Origin of the sequence: Pseudomonas sp. SWRI81, assembly GCF_014268545.1 — a bacterium.
GTDB lineage: Bacteria > Pseudomonadota > Gammaproteobacteria > Pseudomonadales > Pseudomonadaceae > Aquipseudomonas > Aquipseudomonas hamedanensis.
The window spans coordinates 259,101-283,248 of the sequence record NZ_JABWQS010000001.1 but is presented as its reverse complement, the minus strand read 5'-3'; the positions used below and the strand labels follow the sequence as shown (position 1 = coordinate 283,248).

22 protein-coding genes and 1 pseudogene are annotated in these 24,148 nt (G+C 60.4%); 12 read left to right on the top strand and 11 right to left on the bottom strand.

Annotated features, from left to right (window positions below; all coding sequences use genetic code 11):
• Positions 1–514 precede the first annotated feature (514 nt).
• Both HU765_RS01235 and HU765_RS01230 read left to right on the top strand, forming a co-directional pair.
• Positions 515–1,489 (top strand): D-glycerate dehydrogenase, encoded by a 975-nt coding sequence (locus tag HU765_RS01235; RefSeq protein WP_186618740.1) that lies wholly within the window; start codon positions 515–517, stop codon positions 1,487–1,489.
• Positions 1,490–1,642: 153 nt separating this feature from the next.
• A complete protein-coding gene (locus HU765_RS01230; protein ID WP_186618739.1) occupies positions 1,643–2,152 on the top strand; it encodes a DUF2165 family protein in 510 nt (169 codons plus the stop codon).
• Positions 2,153–2,170: 18 nt separating this feature from the next.
• Here the strand turns inward: HU765_RS01230 and HU765_RS01225 are convergent, their stop codons facing one another.
• A complete protein-coding gene (locus HU765_RS01225; protein WP_186618738.1) occupies positions 2,171–3,073 on the bottom strand; it encodes a DMT family transporter in 903 nt (300 codons plus the stop codon).
• Between the two features lie 139 nt (positions 3,074–3,212).
• Between HU765_RS01225 and HU765_RS01220 the strand changes: the two genes are divergently transcribed.
• Positions 3,213–4,088 (top strand): AraC family transcriptional regulator, encoded by an 876-nt coding sequence (locus HU765_RS01220; RefSeq protein WP_186618737.1) that lies wholly within the window; start codon positions 3,213–3,215, stop codon positions 4,086–4,088.
• Between the two features lie 131 nt (positions 4,089–4,219).
• Here the strand turns inward: HU765_RS01220 and HU765_RS01215 are convergent, their stop codons facing one another.
• The 4 genes from HU765_RS01215 to HU765_RS01200 form a co-directional block, all read right to left on the bottom strand.
• Entirely contained in the window at positions 4,220–6,649 is a 2,430-nt protein-coding gene (locus tag HU765_RS01215; protein ID WP_186618736.1) for a TonB-dependent receptor, read from the bottom strand.
• A 216-nt stretch (positions 6,650–6,865) separates the two neighbouring features.
• Positions 6,866–7,855: a FecR domain-containing protein gene (locus tag HU765_RS01210; RefSeq protein WP_186618735.1), complete on the bottom strand. Its 990-nt coding sequence runs from the start codon at positions 7,853–7,855 to the stop codon at positions 6,866–6,868.
• Positions 7,852–8,418, bottom strand: coding sequence for an RNA polymerase sigma factor (locus HU765_RS01205; protein ID WP_186618734.1), 567 nt, complete (start codon positions 8,416–8,418; stop codon positions 7,852–7,854). Before HU765_RS01205 ends, HU765_RS01210 begins: the two co-directional genes overlap by 4 nt.
• Positions 8,419–8,460: 42 nt before the next feature.
• Positions 8,461–8,766: a DUF3649 domain-containing protein gene (locus HU765_RS01200; RefSeq protein WP_186547199.1), complete on the bottom strand. Its 306-nt coding sequence runs from the start codon at positions 8,764–8,766 to the stop codon at positions 8,461–8,463.
• Between the two features lie 187 nt (positions 8,767–8,953).
• Between HU765_RS01200 and HU765_RS01195 the strand changes: the two genes are divergently transcribed.
• The 4 genes from HU765_RS01195 (at position 8,954) to HU765_RS01180 (ending at position 13,553) form a co-directional block, all read left to right on the top strand.
• A complete protein-coding gene (locus tag HU765_RS01195) occupies positions 8,954–9,442 on the top strand; it encodes a sigma-70 family RNA polymerase sigma factor (RefSeq protein WP_186618733.1) in 489 nt (162 codons plus the stop codon).
• A complete protein-coding gene (locus tag HU765_RS01190) occupies positions 9,439–10,371 on the top strand; it encodes a FecR domain-containing protein (protein ID WP_186618732.1) in 933 nt (310 codons plus the stop codon). Before HU765_RS01195 ends, HU765_RS01190 begins: the two co-directional genes overlap by 4 nt.
• A 215-nt stretch (positions 10,372–10,586) precedes the next feature.
• Positions 10,587–12,920 (top strand): TonB-dependent Fe(3+) dicitrate receptor FecA, encoded by a 2,334-nt coding sequence (fecA, locus tag HU765_RS01185; protein ID WP_186618731.1) that lies wholly within the window; start codon positions 10,587–10,589, stop codon positions 12,918–12,920.
• A gap of 264 nt (positions 12,921–13,184) precedes the next feature.
• Complete coding sequence (locus tag HU765_RS01180; protein ID WP_186618730.1) at positions 13,185–13,553, top strand: endonuclease domain-containing protein; 369 nt, start codon at positions 13,185–13,187, stop codon at positions 13,551–13,553.
• A 237-nt stretch (positions 13,554–13,790) separates the two neighbouring features.
• Here HU765_RS01180 and HU765_RS01175 read toward each other — a convergent pair whose 3' ends face one another.
• Both HU765_RS01175 and HU765_RS01170 read right to left on the bottom strand, forming a co-directional pair.
• On the bottom strand, positions 13,791–14,198 hold the full coding sequence (locus HU765_RS01175) for an HPF/RaiA family ribosome-associated protein (RefSeq protein ID WP_186618729.1): 408 nt from the start codon (positions 14,196–14,198) through the stop codon (positions 13,791–13,793).
• Between the two features lie 200 nt (positions 14,199–14,398).
• Positions 14,399–15,346: a LysR substrate-binding domain-containing protein gene (locus HU765_RS01170; protein ID WP_186547204.1), complete on the bottom strand. Its 948-nt coding sequence runs from the start codon at positions 15,344–15,346 to the stop codon at positions 14,399–14,401.
• Positions 15,347–15,481: 135 nt separating this feature from the next.
• On the opposite strand from HU765_RS01170, the gene HU765_RS01165 reads away from it, so the two are divergent.
• From HU765_RS01165 to HU765_RS01155, 3 genes are all read left to right on the top strand, one after another.
• Positions 15,482–16,858, top strand: a complete 1,377-nt coding sequence (locus HU765_RS01165; RefSeq protein ID WP_186618728.1) for an L-serine ammonia-lyase — start codon at positions 15,482–15,484, stop codon at positions 16,856–16,858.
• 62 nt (positions 16,859–16,920) lie between these two features.
• Positions 16,921–18,222: a serine/threonine transporter gene (locus HU765_RS01160; RefSeq protein ID WP_186618727.1), complete on the top strand. Its 1,302-nt coding sequence runs from the start codon at positions 16,921–16,923 to the stop codon at positions 18,220–18,222.
• 297 nt (positions 18,223–18,519) lie between these two features.
• Positions 18,520–18,837: a DUF3509 domain-containing protein gene (locus tag HU765_RS01155; RefSeq protein ID WP_186618726.1), complete on the top strand. Its 318-nt coding sequence runs from the start codon at positions 18,520–18,522 to the stop codon at positions 18,835–18,837.
• Here HU765_RS01155 and HU765_RS01150 read toward each other — a convergent pair.
• The gene (locus HU765_RS01150) at positions 18,834–19,334 is read right to left on the bottom strand and encodes a phosphate-starvation-inducible PsiE family protein (RefSeq protein ID WP_186547208.1); all 501 of its coding nucleotides are present in this window, start codon (positions 19,332–19,334) and stop codon (positions 18,834–18,836) included. The two genes, HU765_RS01155 and HU765_RS01150, sit on opposite strands and share 4 nt — an antisense overlap.
• Positions 19,335–19,660: 326 nt before the next feature.
• On the opposite strand from HU765_RS01150, the pseudogene HU765_RS01145 reads away from it, so the two are divergent.
• A pseudogene (locus tag HU765_RS01145) lies at positions 19,661–19,900 on the top strand (YebG family protein); the annotation flags it as partial.
• A 158-nt stretch (positions 19,901–20,058) separates the two neighbouring features.
• Here the strand turns inward: HU765_RS01145 and HU765_RS01140 are convergent.
• The gene (locus HU765_RS01140; RefSeq protein WP_186618725.1) at positions 20,059–21,078 is read right to left on the bottom strand and encodes a Glu/Leu/Phe/Val dehydrogenase; all 1,020 of its coding nucleotides are present in this window, start codon (positions 21,076–21,078) and stop codon (positions 20,059–20,061) included.
• Between the two features lie 185 nt (positions 21,079–21,263).
• Here HU765_RS01140 and HU765_RS01135 point away from each other — a divergent pair, with 185 nt between their 5' ends.
• Positions 21,264–22,067, top strand: coding sequence for a transglutaminase family protein (locus HU765_RS01135; protein ID WP_186547211.1), 804 nt, complete (start codon positions 21,264–21,266; stop codon positions 22,065–22,067).
• A gap of 124 nt (positions 22,068–22,191) precedes the next feature.
• Here HU765_RS01135 and maiA read toward each other — a convergent pair whose 3' ends face one another.
• Together maiA and fahA are read right to left on the bottom strand one after the other, a co-directional pair.
• On the bottom strand, positions 22,192–22,830 hold the full coding sequence (maiA, locus tag HU765_RS01130) for a maleylacetoacetate isomerase (protein WP_186618724.1): 639 nt from the start codon (positions 22,828–22,830) through the stop codon (positions 22,192–22,194).
• Positions 22,831–22,841: 11 nt separating this feature from the next.
• Positions 22,842–24,146, bottom strand: coding sequence for a fumarylacetoacetase (fahA, locus tag HU765_RS01125; RefSeq protein WP_186618723.1), 1,305 nt, complete (start codon positions 24,144–24,146; stop codon positions 22,842–22,844).
• Positions 24,147–24,148: the final 2 nt, after the last annotated feature.

The following is a 24,148-nucleotide window of genomic DNA, read 5'->3' as shown; positions in this document are numbered from 1 at the left end:
CAGAGATAGGTTGGCAGTGGAGACGCTTTCGCGAGCAGGCTCACTCCTACAAAAGCAAAGGCAAAGCAGCGCAGCTGCCCGCGGCGAAGCCGCACCACTCAACAATGAGCGTTAGCTCGAGTGCTTTTGATCTTGCTTTTGATCCACGGGCGACGTCGGAAGGCTGAGTGGAGGGATTGATCCGGGCGTGGGAGCGCAGCGACCGTACGACGAAGTCGTACACAGCGGAAGGAGGTGCAGCGAAGCAAACCGGAAACGCTGCGCCCGGATCGATCCCGCAGCGAAGGAACCCGAGCCTGCGAGGGCCGAACGCAGGAGCAAGCCTTTTTGGGTACTTTTTCGGCGTCTGGAAAAAGTGCCTCGCCGTAAGGGCGAAACCGCCAGCAGCCGCTACCGAAGCAACGGATATTCACACCCGACAAACCCAAGGCATGGCCGGCCCAGAGGCCGCCAAGACAACCCAAGCGAGAAAATGTTAGCGTGCTTGCAATCAAGCCCGACGAGCCCAAACCCAATGAAAAAAACAGTCCTGGCCTTCAGCCGCATCACCCCGCCCATGATCGAACGCCTGCAAGAAGAGTTCGACGTCATCGTCCCCAACCCCAAGAACGGTGACATCAACGCCCAGTTCAACGAAGCCCTGCCCCACGCCCACGGCCTGATCGGCGTCGGCCGCAAACTCGGCAAAGCCCAACTGGAAACCGCAACAAAACTGCAAGTGGTCTCCAGCGTCTCGGTCGGCTACGACAACTACGACCTCGACTACTTCAACGAACGCGGGATCATGCTCACCAACACCCCCGACGTACTCACCGAAAGCACAGCGGATCTGGCCTTCGCGCTGATCATGAGCAGTGCCCGCCGCGTCGCCGAACTCGACGCCTGGACCAAGGCCGGGCAATGGCAGGCCAGCGTCGGCGCCCCACTGTTCGGCAGCGACGTGCACGGCAAAACCCTCGGCATCGTCGGCATGGGCAACATCGGCGCCGCGGTCGCCCGTCGTGGCCGCTTTGGCTTCAACATGCCGATCATCTACAGCGGCAACAGCCGCAAGACTGCACTGGAACAAGAACTCGGCGCCCAATGGCGCAGCCTCGATGAGCTACTGACCGAAGCCGATTTCGTCTGCCTGGTGGTGCCACTCAGCGAAAAGACCCGCCACCTGATCAGCCATCGCGAACTGGCGCTGATGAAACCGAGCGCAATTCTGGTCAATATCTCTCGCGGCCCGGTGGTCGACGAACCGGCGCTGATCGAAGCCCTGCAAAACAACCGCATCCGTGGCGCCGGGCTGGACGTCTACGAAAAAGAACCGCTGGCCGAGTCGCCTCTGTTCCAGCTGAAAAACGCCGTTACCCTGCCGCACATCGGTTCAGCCACCACCGAGACCCGCGAAGCCATGGCCAATCGCGCACTGGCCAACTTGCGCAGCGCCCTGCTCGGCGAACGGCCGCAGGATTTGGTCAACCCGCAAGTCTGGCGCGGATAAAAAACCGGGCCAGCGCAACAAAGCGCTGGCCCTGGACTTACTCCCGATACATAACTTGCAACCGAACAGCAAAGCCAAATCAGGCAACTGCGATATAAGCTCTCGGCACTTATCAATTTATTGATTGATTAATTGCAAGGAGAGCAAAATCCCGTGAACACCCTGACCACTGACAAACTCATTCGTTACAGCAAAGTCATCTTGATGGCTTATATAAGCTTCTTTGGCCTGCTGGTGATGATCCACAACTTTACCGACTACGAATCCAACTACACATACGTCGCGCACATCCTGAGCATGGACACCACCAATGCCAGCGAGAACATCATGTATCGGGCGATTGACTCGCCGATGATCCATCATCGGATCTACTGGTTCATCATTACCATGGAAGTCACCTACACGGTGCTCTGCATGATCGGTACTTACCAGTTATATCGCTACATCGATGCATCGGCTGCGGCATTTCATGAAGCCAAGAAATTTTCGATCATGGGCATATTGGTCGCCCTCTTCATTTATTATGTTTGCCTGCAAACTGTCGGCGTGGAGTGGTTCGACATGGACACTTCGCAATCATGGAATGCCAAGGACTGGGCAAGACATATTGTCGATTTCATTTTCCCGGTAATGATTTACATCACATTGAAAGTTGAGCGCTGAACCACAGCGCTCGTTTTATCAAGCCAACTTTCCCTGACGGGCAGACAACAGCTTTTTCGGTTTACGAAACACCAACACGTTGCCCAGCATCACCAACACCAGCCCGGCCAGCGCCGGTGCGGTCCACTGATAACCTTCGGCGAACGCCGATACGTTCAGCGCCACCACCGGGAACAGCACCGTGCAATAAGCGGCACGCTCCGGCCCCATGCGCCCGACCAGCGTCAAGTACGCGGTGAAGCCAATCACCGAGCCGGGAATCACCAGATACAACAGCGCACCGACATAACGCGACGACCAGTCCATGTCGAAAGGAATGCCTTTGACCAGACACCAGACCGACAACATCGCCGCGCCATAGGCCATGCCCCAGGCGTTAGTGGTCAGCGGCCTCAGGCCGGCCTTCTGCTGCAGACTCGACAACATGTTGCCCGCCGAAAAACACAGGGTGCCGCACAACGCCAGACCGAGGCCGAGCAAGGTTTGCGGACTGGCCTGATGCCCAGCCAGTTCCGGCCAGAACAGCAGCCCCAGCCCGAACAGCCCCAGCGCGCCGCCCATCAGCACATTACGCGCAATGCGCTGGCCGAAGAACACTCGCGCACTCAGCGCGTTCCACAACGTTGCCGTCGAAAACACCACCGCCACCAGCCCACTGGGAATCCACTGACTGGCCGTCAGGAAGCACATGAAATTCACGCAGAACAGACACAATCCCTGTGCCACACAGATCAGATGCCCGCGTCGATTCATCGGTTGCAGGCGCCGACTGAGCAGCAACAGCGCAAACAACACCAGCGCAGCAAGACCGAAACGGTAGACAATCGATACTGGAATTTCGACCACGCCCAACTGCCATTTCAAGGCAATCCAGGTGGTGCCCCAGATCAGCACGGTCAGCAGATACAACGACAGGTTCATGACAGACGCTCCTTAAACAGGCCTTGAGTGTCCGCCCGGACTCGCCTTGAACGCTTGCAGAATCTTGCGCTTTTGTCTGCCGACAGGCTGGCAGCGCGGTGCCTACGGAGTAGGATGCAAGGCGTTGGAGAGAACGAACATGGCCGCCATTGATACCCTGCAAGTCTTTCAAGCATTAAACAGCTCGCCGAACGCACGCCTGGTGCACAGCGCCGAGCTCGGTGACGGCTTGGCGGCGGCTTTGTGGACCAATCACCACGACGCCCGCGAATACGAAGCGCCGAATCATCACACCCTCTCCTGCTATATCGCCGGCGGCACCGGCACATTCCGTCGTGGCCAGCCGGGGCGAAAGGGCGGGCCGGACAAACTGTGCATTTTGCCGGCCGATCACGAATCGGGCTGGGTGATCAATGGCGATATCCGTCTGGCGCACCTGTATTTCAGCGCCGAGCAATTCGCCCTGGGCTGCGTCACTTTGCTCGACCGCGAACCGCGCGAGATGCAGTTGCGTGAACAGACGTTTCTTGAAGACCCGCAGCAGGCACAGCGCTTTCGGCAACTGCTGAACCTGAACTGGGAAGAACCCGCGGAGCGTTTGCTGACCAGCAGCCTCGCCCATGAATTGATCAGCCACACCCTGCTCAGCCAGGTTGGCGTGCGGCAAGGCCTGCGTTTGAAGGGCGGATTGGCGCCGCATCAACGCCGACAATTGGTGGAGTTCATCGACAACCAGTTGAGCGACGCAATCAGCCTCGGGCAACTGGCCGGGCTGTGTGCGCTATCGGAATACCACTTTGCGCGGATGTTCCGCGTGAGCTTCGGGCTGCCGCCGCATCAGTATGTGCTGGCGCGCCGCCTGAGCCGCGCGCGCGAATTGTTGCGCGGGACGGCGCTGCCGCTGGGCGAGATTGCGCTGGCGTGCGGGTTTGCCAGTGCCAGTCACTTTACCAACCGGTTTCGCCAGGTTCTGGGTGGGACGCCGGGGGAGTATCGGCAGGCGTTTTTGCGCTAAAGCCTCGCACCTTGTCCTCGGTACTGGCCCCTTCGCGAGCAGGCTCGCTCCCACCTTGGAATGTAGCTTCCTGTGGGAGCGAGCCTGACTCCGGGCGGCGCTCCGACGAAGAACAATGATGCGATTCTGGATCAGAACTCCAGAGTGCTCGACAAGGAAACCTGTCGCGAATCGCCCATCGACACAAAGAAGCGGCTCGCCGATGACGTGTAATAGGTGCGATCAAACAGGTTCTTCACGTTCAACTGAAACTTGACCTTCTGCCCTTCGACTTTAGTGTCGTAAGTCGCAAACGCATCGGCCACGGTATAGCTCGGCAGGTCAAAATCATTCACCGCGTTCCCGGCGCGCTCGCCGACATAACGCGCGCCGGCACCGACACGCAATTGATCGCCGCCGAACACGCTGCCGAAGTCATACACCGCCGACAGCGAGCCGGAATTTTTCGCTACGTTTTGCAGGCGCTTACCCTTGTATTCCGGGTCTTCGGTCACTTCAGCATCGGTATAGGCGTAGCTGCCGATCAGGTTCCAGTGCTCGCTGAGCTGACCGCTCAAATCCACTTCGAGCCCGCGTGAACGCACTTCGCCCGCCGCGCTGTAGATCGTCGTCGGGCCTTCGGAGTTGGCCACCAGCACATTGCGTTTCTTGATGTCGAACAGCGCGATATTACCGGTGATGCTGCCCGGCAAATCCAGCCGCGCGCCCAGCTCCCACGACTTGGCTTCCTCGGGCGCAATGCTGCCGTCGAGCACAGTGCTGCTGCCGCTCAGCGGGGCGATGGTCGAGTTGGGTTTGAACGATTCGGTGTAGCTGCCGTAGAACGACAAGGCATCGGTGTAGCGATACACCAGACCTGCGCGCGGCACCCATTTCTGGCCGTTGCTGTCGGTGTTGGCCTTGAACGGCACGCCTTTGCCGGCGTACTGGTCGTATTCCTGAAAGCGTCCGCCAGCGACCAGAATCCACTGCTCGTTGAGGTGAATCGAGTCCTGCAGGAACACCGAGTCGCTGCGCAGTTCATCGGTCTGCGCACTGTCGGGTGCGCTCACCGTCGTGCCCATCACTTCGCGGCCATAGACCGGATTGAGGTAACTGAAGGTGGCCAGGCTTTTCTGCCGGATCAGATCCTCGCGGTAGATTTTGCGGTACTCGTCATCGACGCCGAACACCAGATCGTGCTGCATGCCCAGCACATTGACCTTGCCTTCGAGGCTGGCGGTGGTGAAACGATCGGTGCTGATCGCGTTCTGCGTACCGTCCATGCTGCGCGTCAGCGTGCCGTTTTTGGTATTGATCGCGGTCACGCGGACCTGGCTGGCGTCGTAGGTTTCGCGGTTCCAGCTGTAGCCGAAGTGAGCTTTCCAGTCGTCGTTTAGCTCATGATCGGCTTCGAAATGGTACAGATCCGAACGCCCTTCCATGTCGTTGAACGGCTCGTCGAGACGCTCCTTGCGGGAGATATCCAGTGGATGATTGGTACGCGGATCGATCAAGGTGCCACGGTCGAACGGGGTGAGGAATTCGCGGTGCTCGTAGGCAAACAACAGCTTGGTGCGCTCGCCGTACCAGGCCAGCGACGGCGCAATCAGCGTCTCGCGGTGCGTGCCGAAATTGCGCCAGTAATCTTCGTCTTCATGATCGAGGACCATGCGATAGGCGAATCCGGAATCGCCCAATGCACCGGTGCTGTCGAACGCGCCGCCGCTGCCATTCTTGCCGTCGCCGTAAGTCGAGCCGCGCAGGGTCAGGGCGTTGTACTGAGTGAGTTCGGGCTTTTTGCTGACCAGGTTGACCACGCCGCCGGGGTCTTGAATCCCGTAGAGCAACGAGGCCGGCCCCTTGAGTACTTCGACGCGATCCACACTGGCGTTCATGCCGCGGCCCTGCACGAGCGGCATGCCGTCGCGCATGATCGAGCCGTTGCGGTTATCGCCGAAACCGCGGGTCATCACCGAATCCTGCGTGCTGCCCAAGGTGTTGCCTTGGGTGATGCCGCTGACATTGGCCAGCGCGTCATCGAGATTGCGTGGCGACTGATCGCGAATGACCTGCGCCGGGATGACGTTGACGGTCTGCGGAATTTCCTGCAACGAGGCCGAAGAACGCATCACCGAACTGGTCTGCGGCGGCTGATAACTCATCGCTTCATCACGCATCGAGGTGATCGTTGTGGCACCGAGGTTCAGCGCGCCTTCGGTCGGCTGGGGTTCCAGCGCGAAGGTATGGGGGTCGGTACGACGGAAGCTCAGGCCGGAGTTGCCGAGCAAGCGTTGCAGTGCCTGTTCGGCGCTCATCCGACCGGTGACCGCCGGAGCATTGAGGCCGTACGGCGCTTCATCGGTGTAAACCACGCTCTGCCCGGTGACGCGGCTGAAGTCATTCAAGGCTTGTGGCAACGGCTTGGCGGCCAGGGCGAATGTGAACTGCTGTTGCGGCTGATTGCTGACCGCTTCAGCGGCTATTGCCACCCGCATCGGCAACAGTGCCAACGCGGAAAAACTCAACGCCGACACGCCTAACCACTGTTTGACCGAACCCGATTTTGCCTTGGACTTCATTGCTTGACGACCTGTGTAGAACCGCAACGGATGCGAATGAATCGCAGTTTCAGTCATTACACGGATGGGGCTCGGAGTTACCTCACCAAGATTTCGAAATTATTTTTCGGGAGTGTTGTGTTGTTTGTTCTGGCCCCTTCGCGAGCAAGCCCGCTCCCACATTTGAACTGCGCTCCCCCTGTGGGAGCGAGCCTGCTCGCGAAGAGGCCGGCAGCCTCACTGCAAAATGATCAGACGCCCCAACACCCGATGCTGCTCAAACCCCAACACCCCCTGCAACGAATTGAGCACCGCCAGCGGATCCTTGCTCGGAAAACTGCCGCTGACCTTGCGCGCCGCCAACTCGTCATTGAGCACAACAATCCGTCCCGGGTAATAGCGACGCAAATCTTCCACCACATCGGCCAAGGTCGATTTGTAATACGTCAGCCAACCCTGGCGCCAGGCCAGTTGCGCTTCACTGTCCACCGCATGGAGCTTTTGCGCCGTTCCGTCAGCGTAAGCGACCTGTTGACCGGCGGTGAGAATCTGCTGCTCGCCGTCACGACTGGCGGACACGCCGACGCGCCCGGACATTACCGTGACCTGCGCACCGTGAGGCTGCAAACGCACTTCAAACCGGGTGCCGAGCACCCGCGCCTCGCCCTGCTGCGCCGCGACCACAAACGGATCGCCGGTGTGGCTGACGCTGAAGAAACCGGCCCCCCGGATCAGTTGCACGCGCCGCTGACCGTGACTGAAATCCACGGCAATCGCACTGTCGGCATCCAGGATCACTTGCGACTGATCGGCCAGCGTCACCGTGCGGATTTCGCCAGGCGCCGAGACGTAATCGGCGCCAAGATCATCGACCCAGCGCTGCGGTTGCCAGCCCGTGCCAAGGCTGACCATCAGCAACAAACACGCGGCCATCGCCAGTGCCCCCGCTGCACGCCGGAGTTGCGGACGCCGCGGCCGGTCCATTGCGTCGAGATACCCTTGCAGCGCAGCCGCTTCTTCAGCGGCAAGCGAGCGCGCCGAGCTTTCGCTCAATTCCCAGATGACCTGCGCTTGCGCATACGCTTCGGCGTGGGCCGGATCGGCGCGCAGCCATCGGCTGAACGTCAGTTGATCGCCGGCACTCGGCCGATCATGCAACAGGCTCAGCCAGGCGAGAGCGGCTTGCTCCTGAGCGGGGGTCGGGGTGACGGAATCGGATCGGTTCACGGTGCTTTCCCTGGCAGGCGTGGCGCGGGTTCGCGCAGGCTGGCCTTGCAGGCCTCGAGGGCGCGCATCATATGTTTTTCCACGGCGCTTTGGGACAGGCCCATGGCTTTGGCGATGTCGGCGTACTTGCGACCGTGAATGCGATTGAGCAGGAAAATCTGCCGGGTACGCTCAGGCAAGGCGCGCAGTGCAGCTTCGACATGGCGCAGGTCGTTGCCCGCCTCCAGTGCCGCTTGCGGCTCGCTGCCGTGGCTGTCGGGTTCGTCCGGCTGCCAGCCTTCATTGACGCGGGCCCGCGTGCCTTCACTGCGCAAATGGTCGATGGCAATGTTGCCAGCGCAGCGCAGCAGATAAGTGCTGAGCTCCTCGACCTGCACCAGTGGCCGGCGCCAGAAACGCAGAAACAGATCCTGGACCAGATCCGCCGCCGTCGCTCGGCAGCCGACACGCCGGTTCACCAGCGCTTCCATTTGCGCACGCTGGGACAGGAACACCTGGAGAAAATGCGCACGGGCGCCACGCGGCTCGTCGTCGCGCGATTCCGGCGGCAGACCAATCAGCATCTCAGCACTGCGCCCAAGCCATCGCCTGCAGGAAGCCCTCTTTCATGCCAGCCCCAGGCCGCGCACAACGCCGGAGACGGTGGCGAGAATCACGCTCGGCACCAGCAAGCCGACCCACGCTGACCAGGCGCTGCGGCAGGCAAAACACCAGAGCGCCGCGACCAGATAAACCAGAAAAGACACGGTCATGCCAGTCACCACCGCCTCGGCGCGGTTCAACGGCAGCCACAGCGTCAGGGTGACGCTGGCCAGCGCCGCGACCAGATAGCCGCCAAAAATCGCCGCCAACACCCGCGAGGTGACCGCCAGACGGTAGGACATGGGAAGCGTGGCGAGTTTGCCTTTCATCTTTCGGCCCTGAAACGAAAAACGCCCGGCCGACAAGCCGAACTACAGGCGAGCAATATTAATGATAAATATTCTCATACGCAAAAGCATCTGATTGCCGGGGACGACCTCCAGCCCCTACAATGCGAACCGTTCTTGTTCTCTAACGCACGTTCTCTACGCAAGCATTGCGTCCGGAGTCATTTCGTTGCCGTCCGCCCATCCTGTCGAATCGCTTTACCACGCCCACCACAGCTGGCTTACCGGCTGGCTGCGGCGCCGGCTCGGCTGCCCGGACAGCGCGGCGGACCTGGCTCAGGACACGTTCATCAAGGTACTCACCGCGCGCGAACCGCCTGTCATCATCGAACCGCGCGCCTTTCTCACCACCCTGGCCAAGCGCGTGTTGTTCAATCACTACCGCCGTCAGGATCTGGAGCGCGCCTATCTCGAGACACTGGCGCAGCTGCCAGAGATGGTCGCGCCGTCGGAAGAACACAAAGCGATCATCCTGCAGACATTGGTCGAACTGGATCAGTTGCTTGATGGGTTGCCGCGCCAGGTCAAGCGCGCCTTCCTGCTCGCTCAGGTCGATGGCCTGACGTATCCACAGATCGCCGCTGAACTGGGTATCTCGGTGGCCACGGTCAAGCGCCATTTGAACAAAGCAGCCATGCGCTGCTATTTCGCCCTGTGAACCGCGCGCCGGATTTCTCCGCGCAGGTCGCCGAACAGGCGGTGCACTGGCTGCTGGAAATGCAGCAGGGCACGCTGACGCCGCGCCAGCAACAGGCCTGGCAACAATGGCTGGATGCACACAGCGAACACCGCCGGGCGTGGGAACACATGCAACGGGTCAACCAGCGCTTGCGCGGTGTGTCGTCACCGCTGGCCCACGCGGCGTTGAACGGGCCACAGTCCACCAGCCGTCGGCAGGCGCTGAAACTGCTGCTGATCCTCGGTGCCGGTTCCGCATTGACCTGGAGCCTGCGCGAGCACACGCCGCTGCCGTCGCTGCTCGCCGATTACCGTACGCCGGTCGGGCAACGGCGCAGGATTGCGCTGGGTGGCGCCGATTCGTTGCAACTCAATACCGCCAGCTCGGTCGATGTCGATGCCGCGCGGCGGTCGATTCGGCTGCTGGAGGGCGAAATGCTCCTGAGCGCTGCCAACCCTTTCGAAATACGCACGGCACAAGGCGTGCTGAAAACCCAAGGGGCGCGCCTCAATGTCCGGCAGTTTGCCGATCGCACGCAGGTTGCGCTGTTCGAAGGGCGAGTCGAATTGACCGGCAGTCAACGCGCCCCCCTGCTGTTGCCCGTCGCGCGCCAACTGAATTTCACCATGACCTCCGTCAGTGAGGCTAAACCGCTGGATGCCAACAGCGGAGCCTGGACAGACGGCATGCTGGTCGCCGCGCACATGCGCTTGGGCGATTTCCTCGAAGAGCTTGGCCGCTACCGTCGCGGCCAGTTGAGTTGCGATAGCCAAGTCGCCGATCTGCTGATTTCCGGGACGTACCCTCTGGATAACAGCGAACGGATTCTTGAGCTGTTGCAGATCAGTCTTCCGGTCAAAGTGAAGCGCTTTACTCGCTATTGGGTGACCGTCGAAGCCCGGGCGTGAGGCAAAAATTATTGTGGCGAGGGAGCTTGCTCCCGCTGGACTGCGCAGCAGGCCCATTTTGAAAAGAAGGGCCGCTGCGCGACCCGGCGGGAGCAAGCTCCCTGGCCACAACAGCAGTCGCTGAAAAAATATTCGTAAACAGTGAGCCGTTTTTCAGATCTGGCGTGACAGAGAAGGAAAGCCCCCTTGATTCCACCTTCTCAGGATCATTCGACATGCAGCCCACCCGCCTTACGCCACTGGCCCGCAGCCTGCGCAATCTCGTGCTCGGCGCCAGCCTGAGTCTGACCGCCCTGCCCGCCGCACTGGCCGCCGAGACCAAGGTCTATCACATCGCCCCTGCGTCGCTGGAAACCGCGCTCAACCAGTTTGGCCGTGAAGCCGGCGTGCTGATTTCCTTCGGCTCGCAAGTCACCAGCGGCGTGCAGAGTCGAGGCCTGGAAGGCAATTACACCGCGCAACAAGGCCTCGATGCCCTGCTCGAAGGCACGGGTCTGCACGCTCGCGCTGAGGGCAATAATGCGTTCAGCCTGCAACCGGTGGCTGATGCGGCGCTGGAGCTGGACACCTCGAAAGTCGTTGGCGACTGGCTCGGCGATGCGGCGCAGATCAACGTTTTCGAACACCCCGGCGCGCGCGATGTGATCCGCCGCGAAGAATTCGAGCGCCAGGGCGCGACGCAGGCCCGCGACGTGCTCAACCGCATCCCGGGCGTTAACGCACCCGAGAACAACGGTACTGGCAGCCATGACATGGCGCTGAACTTCGGCATCCGTGGTTTGAATCCGCGCCTTGCCGCGCGCTCGACCGTTCTGATGGACGGTATCCCGGTGCCGTTCGCGCCGTACGGTCAGCCGCAGTTGTCGTTTGCACCGATCAGCATGGGCAACATGGATGCGGTGGACGTGGTGCGTGGCGGCGGTGCGGTGCGTTACGGCCCACAGAACGTCGGCGGCGTGGTCAACTTCGTAACCCGGGCGATCCCCGACGAACCAACGGTCAAGGGCGGCTTCCAGACCGAAACCAGCCCATCGTCGAGCCATGACGGTTTCAAGACCAGCGCCAACCTGCTGGCCGGTGGCACCAATGCCAATGGTCTGGGCGGCGCATTGCTGTATTCCGGCACACGCGGCGGCGACTGGCGTGAACACAGCGATACCGAGATCGACGACCTGATCCTCAAGGGCAAATACCAGCTCGACGAGGCCAACAGCTTCAACGCCATGGCCCAGTATTACGAAGGCAAGGCCGACATGCCCGGCGGTTTGAACGTTGCCGACTACGATGCCGATCCGTATCAGTCGACGCGCCCGAAAGACCAGTTTTGGGGTCGCCGGACGATGTTCAACTTCGGTTATCGTTATCAGGAGGATCGCCGCGAGTTCACCGCCAACACCTTCTTCACCAAGACGCTGCGCAGCGGTTATCTCGATCAGGGCACATTCCTTTCGCTGTCTCCGCGCGAATATTGGGTGCGCGGTCTGGAAACCCGTTTCGCCCAAGGCTTCGACCTCGGTTCGAGCAGCCATGAAGTCGGCGTCGGCTACCGCTACATCAACGAGGCCGGCCACGAGCTGCGTTATCGCACGCCGATCAGCGCCAACGAATACCCGACTACCAGCAGTCGCAACGACCGCGACACCCGTGGCGGCACCGAAGCCAATGCGTTCTTCGTCGATGATCGCATCGACATCGGCAAGTGGACGATCACTCCGGGCGTGCGCTACGAGATGATCGAATCGCAGCAGACCAACAACCTGACCAACGTCAAATACAAGGGCGACTACAACACCGCGTTGCCGGCGCTGAACGTGCTCTATCACCTGACTGACAGCTGGAACCTGTACGCCAACACCGAAGGCTCGTTCGGCAGCGTGCAGTACAGTCAGATGCCCAACCGCGTGACCAGCGGTGAAGTGAAACCGGAAAAAGCCCGCACCTGGGAACTCGGCACGCGTTACGACAACGGTGCGCTGCGGGCGGAAATCGGCGCGTTTCTGATCAACTTCGACAACCAGTACGAAAGCAACCAGACCAACGACTCGGTGATCGCCCGTGGCGAGACCCGGCATCAGGGCATCGAGACCAGTGTCAACTATGCACTGGATGATTTGAGCCCGGCGCTGGCCGGCTTCGACGTCTACGCCAGCTACGCCTACGTCGACGCAACCATCCGCGAAGACGGACCAAACAAGGGCAACCGCGTGCCGTTTTCCTCTAAACACAAAGGCACGGTTGGCGTCGGTTATACCGAAGGGCCATGGAAACTGAACCTGGACAGCAGCTTCCAGAGCGACCAGTTTGCCGACAATGCCAACACGTCCAGGGAAAGTGCTGATGGCAGCACCGGCAAGATCCCCGGTTACATGCTGTTCAGCAGCCGCGCCGGGTATGACTTCGGGCCGCAGTTGTCGGATCTGAACGTGGCGGTGGGGGTGAAGAACATCTTCAATACGCAGTACTTCACGCGCTCGTTTGATGACAACAACAAGGGCAAGTATGTGGGTGAGCCGCGGACGGTTTATGTGCAAACGTCTGTGGCGTTCTGAGACCGAAAAAATCAACGTCAAAAGCCCCTCATCGGAACGCCGCCCGCCTAACCCTCTCCCAAAGGGAGAGGGGACTGATTGGGGGGAATTTCAAAGATGTGTCGATCTGAGAGTACTATTTTGAATCCATGATCGACGCGGTATGTCAGGTCGACATACATCCCGCTGACAACGTGGTCGGCTCCCTCTCCCTCCGGGAGAGGGCTGGGGTGAGGGTTCTGGGCTACAGTTAAATATCAAACCACTTCACAAGGACCGTGAAGCATGCAAAATCGCCCCACCCTCACCCGATTCGCCCGCCAGCTACGCGTCAAACAAACTGACTGCGAACTCCTGCTCTGGCAAAAGCTTCGCGCCCGGCAAATCGCCAATCTGAAATTTCGTCGTCAGTATCCCTGCCCGCCCTATGTGCTCGATTTTTACTGTGCCGAGCTGAAGTTGGCGATCGAGCTTGATGGCGGCCAACACCATGAATCGCCGGGAGTGATCCATGACCGGCGCCGGACGGGTTATTTGAATCAAAAGGGTATTGAAGTCGTACGTTTCAGCAATCTCGAAGTGATGCAGCAAATGGACGATGTGCTGGAACAGATCATAAGAATTGCAGCGAATCGAAAAGCGCCCTCACCCTAGCCCTCTCCCGGAGGGAGAGGGGACTGACCGCATTGTTTTAGCGAGTTACGCCGACATGAGATATCGAGCCGAACTCAAGTTTTGAAAGCAATCGAGTTCGGCCCCCTCTCCCTCTGGGAGAGGGCTGGGGTGGGGGTCTGCTTTATCACGCCAGACTCTAAATCCAGCCGCAAAAAACAAAAACGGGCCTGCAATCGCAGGCCCGTTCTCATTGGGGTGGCTTATGAAATCAGCGCATCAACTGTTGATCGCTGCCTGTTCGTTTTCGAGAAATTCTTCCTCCAGCAACCGGTCATTCGCTTTGCGCTCGAATGGCACTACAGCGGCGCGTGGTTTGCCTCGTTTTTTGCCGAAGTGGTGTTCCAGGGCGTGCTCGAGCTTCTCGGCAGCGCCGTCGATCGCCAGCTCCAGCGAATCGGCTTTGTGGGTCACGGAAATCGGTTGGTGGCCTTTTGGCCGCGCTTCCAGTTGGCAGCGCAAGTCATGGGGACCTGGTTTCTCACCGTTCTCGTCGCTCAGGTGAACTTCGACACGGGTCAGGTCTTCTTCATAACGTTCGAGCGTGCTCTCAATAGTTGTACGTACCCACTCCTCCAGTCGCTTACTGCCTTGAATATGGTTATCGCTGTTGACTTGGATTTGCATAGTTCATCCCTTATTTCAGCTAGCTCGCAAGGGGCCTGGAACAGGATTTCGTGACCCCTTGATTACAACAATCGGCCCGAGCGGCGAACATTTCAACCCCTGAAAAAAGATAAATATTCATTCGCAAAAAAAGCCGGACAACCGAGCGAAGCGCTGGTAAGGTCGGGAGTCGGGTCGCCTCGCCGCTTGGCAAAATCTGCTCATGACTGCCCGTCATTCAGCGGGTGCAAACTGCGAAAAATGCCCGCCTCTTCTACCACCCAGTCATGCACCGCACGCACGCCTGGATGGCTCAACGCCCCCGGCGCATACAGCAACACATAGCGTTTGTGATTGGGCACGGACAGCCCGAACGGCACCATCAGCGTGCCGCGTTCCAGTTCATCGTTGAGCAAGGTACGTCGTGCGATCGCCACGCCCATGCCGGCGATGGCGGCTTCGATGGTCAGGTGATTGCGGTTGAAAGTGTGACCACGCCGGACGTCGGCGCCCTCGAAACCGATCGCATTCAAATAGAATTCCCATTCCGCATATTCGTAACTGCCGCGCCAGGCGGTGATGTCGTGCAGCAACGGAAAATGCCCCAGATCCGCCGGCCCGTGCAGTGGCGGTCGTCCGCGCAACAGGCTCGGCGCGCACACCGGAAAGATCTGCTCATCAAGCAAGGCTGTGGATAGCAATCCCGGATAGCTGCCATCGTTCAGGTCGATCGCCAGATCGAAATCGCCCTCGTGCAACGGCACGCTGCTGTCCTCCGCCACGAGGCGCAACTGGATGTCCGGGTAGCGCTGTTGCAGGCGCGGCAAGCGCGGGGTCAACCATTTGCTGAGAAACGACGGAATCGAACGCACCCGCAAAATCCCGCTGATCATGCCGGCGTCCAGCCGACGCAGTTCGGCATCGATACTGCCGTAAGCCTCGTTGACCGTCATCGCCAGCCGCTGTCCTTCTGCACTGAGCTCCACGCCGCGTGCCCGTCGATGGAACAGCCGGAAACCCAGGCGCTCTTCCAACTGGCGGATTTGCTGGCTGACCGCGCCCGGGGTGATGTGCAACTCCTGCGCGCAGCGAGTGAACGACAGGTGCCGCGCGGCACAGGAAAACACCTGCAGCCAGACATAGGTCTGCGCGTGCAATTGACGACTCATTGTTTAGTCCTGCTAAAGGCTTTCTTAGGAAATTTCGTTGGTCACGTAGGACCGAGGCAGGCAGTATCGCCGACATTGCGCTTGTCCTACAAAAAATGGCAGCGATTCCTCTTCCATTGCTTGTCAGGGTTTAGCATGGCTATCAGCGTTTTCGATCTATTCAAAGTCGGCATCGGTCCGTCCAGTTCCCACACCGTCGGCCCGATGCGCGCCGCCGCAACGTTTGCCCAGGCCTTGATTGATCAACATTTGCTCAACGACGTACGGCGTGTGGAAATCCGTCTGTACGGCTCGCTGTCGGCTACCGGCGTCGGCCATGCTACTGACCGCGCCACAGTCATGGGATTGATGGGCGAATGGCCGGACAGCATCGATCCGTCGACCATCGATCCGCGCATCCGGCAACTGCGCGAGGACGGTCAACTCCGACTGGCCGGCCAGCGCTCGATTGCCTTCAACTGGCAAAACGATCTCCTGCTGCTGGACGAGAGCCTGCCCTACCATCCCAACGCCATGTCTCTGACAGCCTTTGGCGAAACCGCGAAGCTGTTCGAGCAAACGTACTACTCGGTGGGCGGCGGTTTCATCATTGAAGCGGCCGAAGCCGAATCCGGCGTCGCGCCGGCCAGTGACGTGGTGCTGCCTTACGACTTTTCCAGCGCCGCCGAACTGCTCTCGCTGTGTAAAAAACACAATCTGCGCGTGTCCGAGCTGATGATGGCTAACGAGCGGGCGTGGCGCAGCGATACCGAGATTCGCCAAGGCCTTTTGCACATCTGGTCAGTGATGCGCGAGTGCGTCGAACAAGGCCTGCGCCACGAAGGCATCCTCCCCGGCGGCCTGAATGTTCCGCGTCGTGCGGCGAAACTGCACCGAAGCCTGCTGGAAATCGGCAAACCGAATGTCATCAGTTCGACGCTGTCGGCGATGGAGTGGGTCAACCTGTTCGCCCTCGCCGTCAACGAGGAAAACGCTGCCGGCGGGCGCATGGTGACCGCGCCGACCAACGGTGCCGCAGGGATCATTCCGGCGGTTCTGCATTACTACATGAAATTCAATCCGGATGCGTCGGAGGATGACGTCGTCGCGTTCTTTCTCGGCGCGGCCGCCGTCGGCATTCTGTGTAAGAAGAATGCCTCTATCTCCGGCGCCGAAGTCGGCTGTCAGGGTGAGGTCGGATCGGCCTGTGCCATGGCCGCCGCAGGCTTGGCCGACGTACTTGGCGCCACCCCGGAACAACTGGAAAACGCCGCCGAAATCGGCCTGGAACATAACCTGGGCCTGACCTGCGACCCGGTCGGCGGTCTTGTTCAGGTGCCGTGTATCGAGCGCAATGCCATTGCTGCGGTGAAAGCCATCAATGCCACGCAAATGGCCCTGCGCGGCGACGGCAACCACTTCATTTCCCTCGACCGGGTGATCCGCACCATGCGCGACACCGGCGCCGACATGCACGACAAATACAAAGAGACTTCACGGGGCGGCCTGGCCGTGAGCTGGGTGGAGTGCTGAGGAGCCTCCCCTGCCGTCCGTAACACGTGAGCCCGAGCAAGAATAATAACGAGGCGATACCGATGACCGATGTACGTACACCTGCTGCCGAAAATCCCGCTGTACCGCGCACAGAAAAGACAGAAACGGCCGACAAGGGCTGGAGCACATTCGACACCACCTGGATGCTGGGCCTGTACGGCACCGCCATCGGTGCCGGCACCTTGTTCCTGCCGATCAACGCCGGTGTCGGTGGATTCTGGCCGTTACTGCTGTTGGCCGTGCTGGCCTTCCCGATGACCTTCTTCGCGCACCGGGGCCTGACGCGGTTCGTGTTGTCCGGACGCTCCGGGGACATCACCGAAGTGGTTGAAGAACACTTCGGCATCGGCGCCGGCAAATTGATCACGCTGCTGTATTTCTTTGCGATCTTCCCGATCCTGCTGGTCTACAGCGTGGCGCTGACTAACACCCTGAGCAGCTTCCTCGAACACCAGTTGCAGATCGCCCCGCCGCCACGGGCAATCTTGTCGCTGGCGCTGATCCTCGGTCTGATGGTTATCGTGCGCTGCGGCCAGCGTGTCATCGTCAAAGCCATGAGCGTGCTGGTGTATCCGTTTGTCGCGGCCTTACTGCTGCTGGCGTTCAGCCTGATCCCGAACTGGAACGGCGCCTTCTTCGCCAGCGCTCAGGAGGCCATGCCGCTGTCGGTGTTCCTCAAGACACTGTGGCTGGCGATCCCGGTAATGGTGTTCTCGTTCAACCATTCGCCGATCATTTCCGCCTTCGCTGTCGATCAGAAACAGCGTTATGGCGCGCAGGCCGAACGCAAAAGCAGCGGCATCCTCGCCATGGCCCACGGCATGATGGTCGTCACGGTGATGTTCTTTTGCTTCAGTTGCGTGCTGGCGCTGTCACCGGCGGATCTGGCGGCAGCGAAAGCGCAGAATATTTCGATCCTGTCGTACCTGGCCAACCACTTCCAGACACCGGTCATCGCTTATGCCGCACCGCTGATCGCGCTGGTAGCAATCACCAAATCCTTCCTCGGCCACTACATCGGCGCCAGCGAAGGCTTTCAGGGCCTGATCGTCAAAAGCCTGCGCAGCCGTGGCCGGGTGATGTCGGCGAGCTGGCTGAACCGCGCCACCGCGCTGTTCATGATCCTCAGTTGCTGGGCCGTAGCCACGTTCAACCCGAGCATTCTGGGGATGATCGAGACCCTCGGCGGCCCGGTGATTGCCTGCCTGTTGTTCCTGATGCCGATGTACGCCATCCGCCGCGTGCCGGCCTTGCGCCAGTATTCGGGCCAGGTATCCAACGTGTTTGTGGTGCTGATCGGCCTCATTGCACTGTCAGCGATCATCTACTCATTTCTGCCCTGAAACAGGCCAGATAAAAAAGGCGAACCTTGGCGGTTCGCCTTTTTCATGCCCGTGTTCATTGTTCGACAATTTTCTCGGCACAGCCCTTGCTACTTCCCTGCCGGAGCGCCGAAAGACTGCACTGATTTCATTCACCTGATCGAAATCAACACAGCCAAGCGCAAAAGATCGCAGCCTTCGACAGCCCCCCACATGAAGCAACGCTACAGGCTACGGAATGCCGGTGATCCGGTTTGGCGAACCAAATCGGATCATGGCCGGTCAACAACTGCACGTTCAATCAGGCGGTGACGCATCATGGACAACCCATTTCAGATCATTACCGATGCCTTCGCGCCGGACTATCAAATCAACCTGAGCATCCAGGGTCTGGACGGCAGCATCATGCTGACCCTGTCCAACAGCGGCCGAATCGTGGCCAAACGCATGATCAGCGCCGAACAGCGCAACGATCCGCAAAGGTTGAAACGGCTGGTGCAGAGTATCCAGTTCGGCATCGCCATCGAGCAGGGCCACAGCGCCATGACGATTCTCGAAGCCATGACTCGCGGCGCCGGGCTCACCCCGCCACCGCCTCGAACCAAAGGCCCGTCGGGCCAGGCGGCGGGCCTTTAAAGCTCGCCTTTTTCGACTTCGGGATGTTCGCTGGAACCGGCGCCGAGTTTGCGTTGCGGTTTTTCGATCTTCACCGAAGGGAACTGCGACGAAGCGTAACGCACCACAAGGATGGCGAAGGCCAGCAGCAAAATCCCGCCGCACAGGTAAATGATGCCCATGTCCGGCGGGTTGTGGTGCGAGACATTGGAAATCAGCAGACGGGTCAGCGCGGTGATGGCCACGTAGATCAGGAAGCGCACTGGCATGTGGTTGGTCTTGAAATAAATCCCGACCATCGCGCCCAATTCCAGATAGATGAACAGCAACAGGATGTCATCGATCTTGATGTGGCCTTCCTCGAGCATCCCGAGAAACTCCATCACTGCCGCCCACGCCGTCACCGCACCGATGGCGAACAGCGCCAGATAGTGAAAGGTCTCGACGAACAGGTTGCCCAGGGACTCGGCCAGTTGGTGCACGTTTTGCCGCAGTTTCTCGGCCCAGTTGATTCTCACGATGATGTTCCTTAGCCCGATTCGAGCGGATGATGCGTGTTGGACGTGACGGTTTTGCGCATAGGCCCTTCTGCGTTTTTTTCATGCAGATTCAGGGCCATGCATCATGGCGATCCGTTGCAGATCCCGCGCCGTGGCGTTTGGTCGCACCGCCTGTGGAAGCGAGCCTGCTCGCGAATGCCAACGACACGCCCCCTGACAAACCGAAAATCCGGTCTACATTGAAAAGCCACTACCCATGACGCAGGGATTCGCTTATCCTTTTCGCTGTATATGGATACAGTAGTCGTCAAGACAACTTAACGTGAAGGCATGTGAGGTGGTGAATGGCCGTCGAAGTGGTATACCGCAGCAGCCGAGATCTGGAGCGCTTGTTCATGGATAAAGCCGAAGCTGACCGTCATGACAAAATGCTCGAACTGGCCGAATATCTGGCCGATGTGCTGCAAAAAGCCGTTCCGTCCCTGACTGAACAGCAAGTGGAAGAAGCCGGGATCTACATGGCGAAGAATCGCGATGTGTTCGCCCGGGCGTTCAAGAGCCAGCCCGATGCGCTGTCGGAGCTGATCAACGCGCCGGCTGAACCGGTCGAGAAAGCGGACGAGGCTGAAGCGGCAGAAGCGCCGGTGAAACCGGTCAAAGCGGCGAAGGCAGCGAAGTAATCGAAGCCCGAATTGAACAGGCCCTGAGTCGAAACGCTCAGGGCCTTTTTGATGCCTGACATTTATCGATACAAAACCTTCTCGGCCAACTCGTCTGCCACCCGCGCCGGCGAACGCTTTTCTGCTTGCGCGTGGGCGAAGACTTCGGTCAATCGCGAACTGATTTTCGACAGGTGCGCGGTAATGGTCGGCAATTCTTCACCGCGATGTTTCAGCGAGACGTAGATCAGGCCGCCGGCATTGATCACGTAATCCGGCGCATAGAGAATGCCGCGCCGCTCCAGCTGGTCAGCCACATCAAGATGCGAAAGTTGATTGTTCGCCGAGCCGGCCACGGCCGAGCAGCGCAGTTGCGCGACTGTGTGGCTGTTGAGCACACCGCCCAGGCCGCAGGGCGCAAGAATGTCGCAGGGCGTGCTGAGCAGCGCATCATTGGCAATCGGGTGGGCGTTGAGTTGCTCCATCGCCAATTGCACCTTGCCGTGGTCGATGTCGCTGACCAGCAGCTCGGCCCCGGCCGCGTGCAGTTGCTCGGCCAGCGCATAGCCGACATTACCCAGGCCCTGAATCGCCACGCGCAACCCTTCGAGGTTATCGCTGCCCAGCCGCGCCATGGCCGTGGCGCGAATGCCGGTGAACACGCCCATCGCCGCGTGGGGCGCAGGGTCGCCCGCGGAAGTGGTGCTGGTGACGTGTTGCGTCTGTTGGGCGATGCAATCCATGTCGGCCACCGAGGTGCCGCTGTCGATGGCGGTAATGTAACGGCCATCGAGCTGATCGATGCAGCGGCCGAATGCTTCGAACAACGCTCCACGGTTTTCTACATGGACCGGGCGCACAATCACCGCGACTCCACCGCCCTGTGCCAGACCGGCCAGCGCCGCTTTATAGCTCATACCCTTGGCCAGGCGAATGGCGTCCTCGACGGCTGATTCGTCATCGGGATAGGCAAGGTAACGACATCCGCCCAGGGCTGGCCCGAGACGGCTGTTATGGATGGCAATGACCGCCTTCAACCCGGAGACCGGGTCCACGCTCAGGTGCAGCGATTCCAGGCGAGTGCTTTGCATGAGAGCGAACATCATCGGGCTCCCGAATCACTTCTTGTAGAACGCCAGTATAGGCTTGCCCCTGAAAATTGCTGGAGCGCGCCGGAATAAGCGACCCTGCACAAACTGCCTTTGCGGCATATCCGGCATGCCACGCCGCCGGCGACTGGACGAACGCCACGGACGGGGCTAAAACGAGGCATTCGAGGGAGATTTCGATGAGTCCGCGCCAAGGTTTTTTCGAGTGTCTGCACCGTTCGCCGCCGGCGCTGCTGGAAGCCGCGCTGTGGATCGCCGCCGAGCACGACAAAGCGGTGGAACCGCAAGCACTGCTGCAAGCGTTCAAGGCACTGCAACAACGGATCAGTTACGGGTTGCCAATGCTGCCGGTCAGCGAACTGGCGCAACCGCTGCTACGCCGCATGGTCGATCTGGGATTCGCTCAGGACGACTTCCTGCCGCTGCGCCCACAGGCGGCGCTGGTGCATCGCGTGTTAGAGACGCAACGTGGCCAGCCGTTGGCATTGGCGCTGATTGCGCTGGAGCTGGCCCGCGGCCTGGAAATACCGCTGGTCGGGGTCAATTTTCCCGGGCATTTCCTGCTGCGCGTACCCGGTGCCGATCACCTGCTCGATCCCTGCGGTGGGCGCCGCCTGTACCCCAATGACTGTCGCGAACTGTTGCAGCGCCAGTACGGGCCGAACCTGCAACTAAAAGCCGAGCACCTGCTGACCGCGACACCAGTGCAGATGCTCCAGCGCCTGTCGCGCAACCTGCGCCAGTTGCACCTGACCCACGATAATTTCATCGCCGCCCTGATCGACGCCGAGCGCGTACTCGAACTGGGCGACGCCACTGCCGCCGACTATCTGGCCCGAGCCAGTCTGTATCAGCGCCTTGATTGCCCGAATGCCGAACGCTTCGACCTGGAGCATGCGTTGCTGCTCAGTGACGATCCGATCCAGCGCCTGCGCCTGACCGAACGACTCGGCCACCTGCCGCCCAACTCCGTCGTCCACTGAAATACTGTTGTGCAAGCCCATGGGAGCGAGCCTGCTCGCGAAGCGGACGCCTCGGTCTGACTGGCAGACCGCGTTAGCGTTCTTCGCGAGCAGGCTCGCTCCCACAGGGTTATCTCTTAAAGGGTTATCTCGGGGTGTCAGGCTGGTTGGCGGGATGGGCCTTGATGAACGCTGGGTGTTCGGCCGCGAGCGCGGCGACCCGGCGGATTTTCGGATAATGGTCGAGGCTGGCATTAAACCGCTCAGCCGCGTACAACTGCGGGATCAGGTACACATCCGCCACGCACGGCCATTCGCCGAAACAGAAACCGCTGTCACCGATCAATTGCTCCACCGTCGCCAGCCCTTGGGCAATCCAGTGGTCGATCCACGCCGTCACCTGCGCTTCGTCGTGCCCCGACTGACGCAGGCGATTGAGCACGCTGACGTTATGCAGCGGGTGCACGTCGCAGCCGATCACCGCCGCGACACCGCGCGCCTGCGCACGCGCCACCAGATCGTCCGGCAACAACGGCACCTGTGGATAACGCTCCTCCAGGTACTCGATGATCGCCGGTGACTGGATCAGCAATTCGCCGTCATCGCTGCGCAAGGCGGGCACCCGGCCCTGTGGATTGATCGCCAGGTACGCCGCTTGCCGATGCTCGCCACCCGGCGGCGCGATCAGGTTGATCGGCAACGCCTGATAATCAAGGCCCTTGAGCGCCAGCGCGATTCGCACCCGGTACGACGAGGTCGAGCGGTAGTAGGTATAGAGATCCATGAGCGGCTCCTTCAGCGCGCCGCGATCACGGTGCCACGGCATTCGCCGAAGCCGATCGAGGCATGACCGTCGCGGGCGCAACGCGCGCGCAGGATGATTTCGTCACCGTCTTCAAGGAATTTGCGCACCTCGCCGGAGGCCAATTCGATAGGCTTTTTACCGCCCTCGGTGATTTCCAGCAGGCTGCCGAACTGACCGTTCTCAGGGCCGGACAAGGTCCCCGAGCCAAACAGGTCGCCGGCCTGCAACTGGCATCCGTTGACGCTGTGATGCGCGACCATTTGCGCGACAGTCCAGTACATGTAGCGAGTGTTGCTGAGGGTCAGGCGATGGGCCGGCAGATTTTGCTCGCGCATGGCTTCGGTGAGCAGCAGCACTTCCAGTTCGATGTCGAAGGCGCCACCGTCCTGATCACGCTTGTCGAACAGGTAGGGCAGCGGCTGCGGATCGCCCTCGGGGCGCGCCGGCTGCGCCGTGCGGAATGGCTCCAGCGCTTCGGCCGTGACCACCCATGGCGAGACACTGGTGATGAAACTCTTCGACAGGAACGGCCCCAGCGGCTGGTACTCCCAGGCCTGGATGTCGCGGGCCGACCAATCGTTGAGCAGGCAGAAACCGGCAATGTGCTCGGCCGCATCGCCGATGGCGATCGGCTCGCCCATCTCGTTGCCCGGGCCGATCCAGATGCCCAGCTCCAGCTCGTAGTCCAGGCGCGCGCAGGGGCCGAAAGTCGGCTCGTTCTGGCCGGCCGGCAGGGTCTGGCCTTTCGGTCGACGCACCGCGGTGCCGGAGGCTCGCACGGTGGAGGCCCGACCGTGATAACCGATCGGCACGTGCTTGTAATTGGGCAGCAGGGGATTGTCCGGGCGGAACAGTTTGCCGACGTTCTGCGCGTGCTCGATACCAACGTAGAAGTCGGTGTAATCGCTGATCCGGGCCGGCAGGTGCATCTGGCAATCGGCAGCCAGCGGCAGCAGTTTCGCGCCTTGTGCTTCGATGTTGCTACGCAGGGTACTGCCTTCGCTGAACAGTTCGAGCAGGCGAGAGCGCAGGGCAACACGCGCCGCACGGCCCAGTTCGAAGAACGCGTTCAACTGCCCTCCGCGCATGGCTTCGACGGCGCTGCGCGCAACGCCATCGAACAGACCGGCCTCGAGCGCTACTTGCAGATCGAAGATATGTTCGCCAATCGCCACGCCCGCGCGCGGCGCCGAATCGTTGATGCTGAACACCCCCAGCGGCAGGTTCTGCAACGGGAAGTCACGGTGGCCGTTGGCCGAAGCGACCCAACTGAGGGTGATGGAAGGCTGAGTCATGG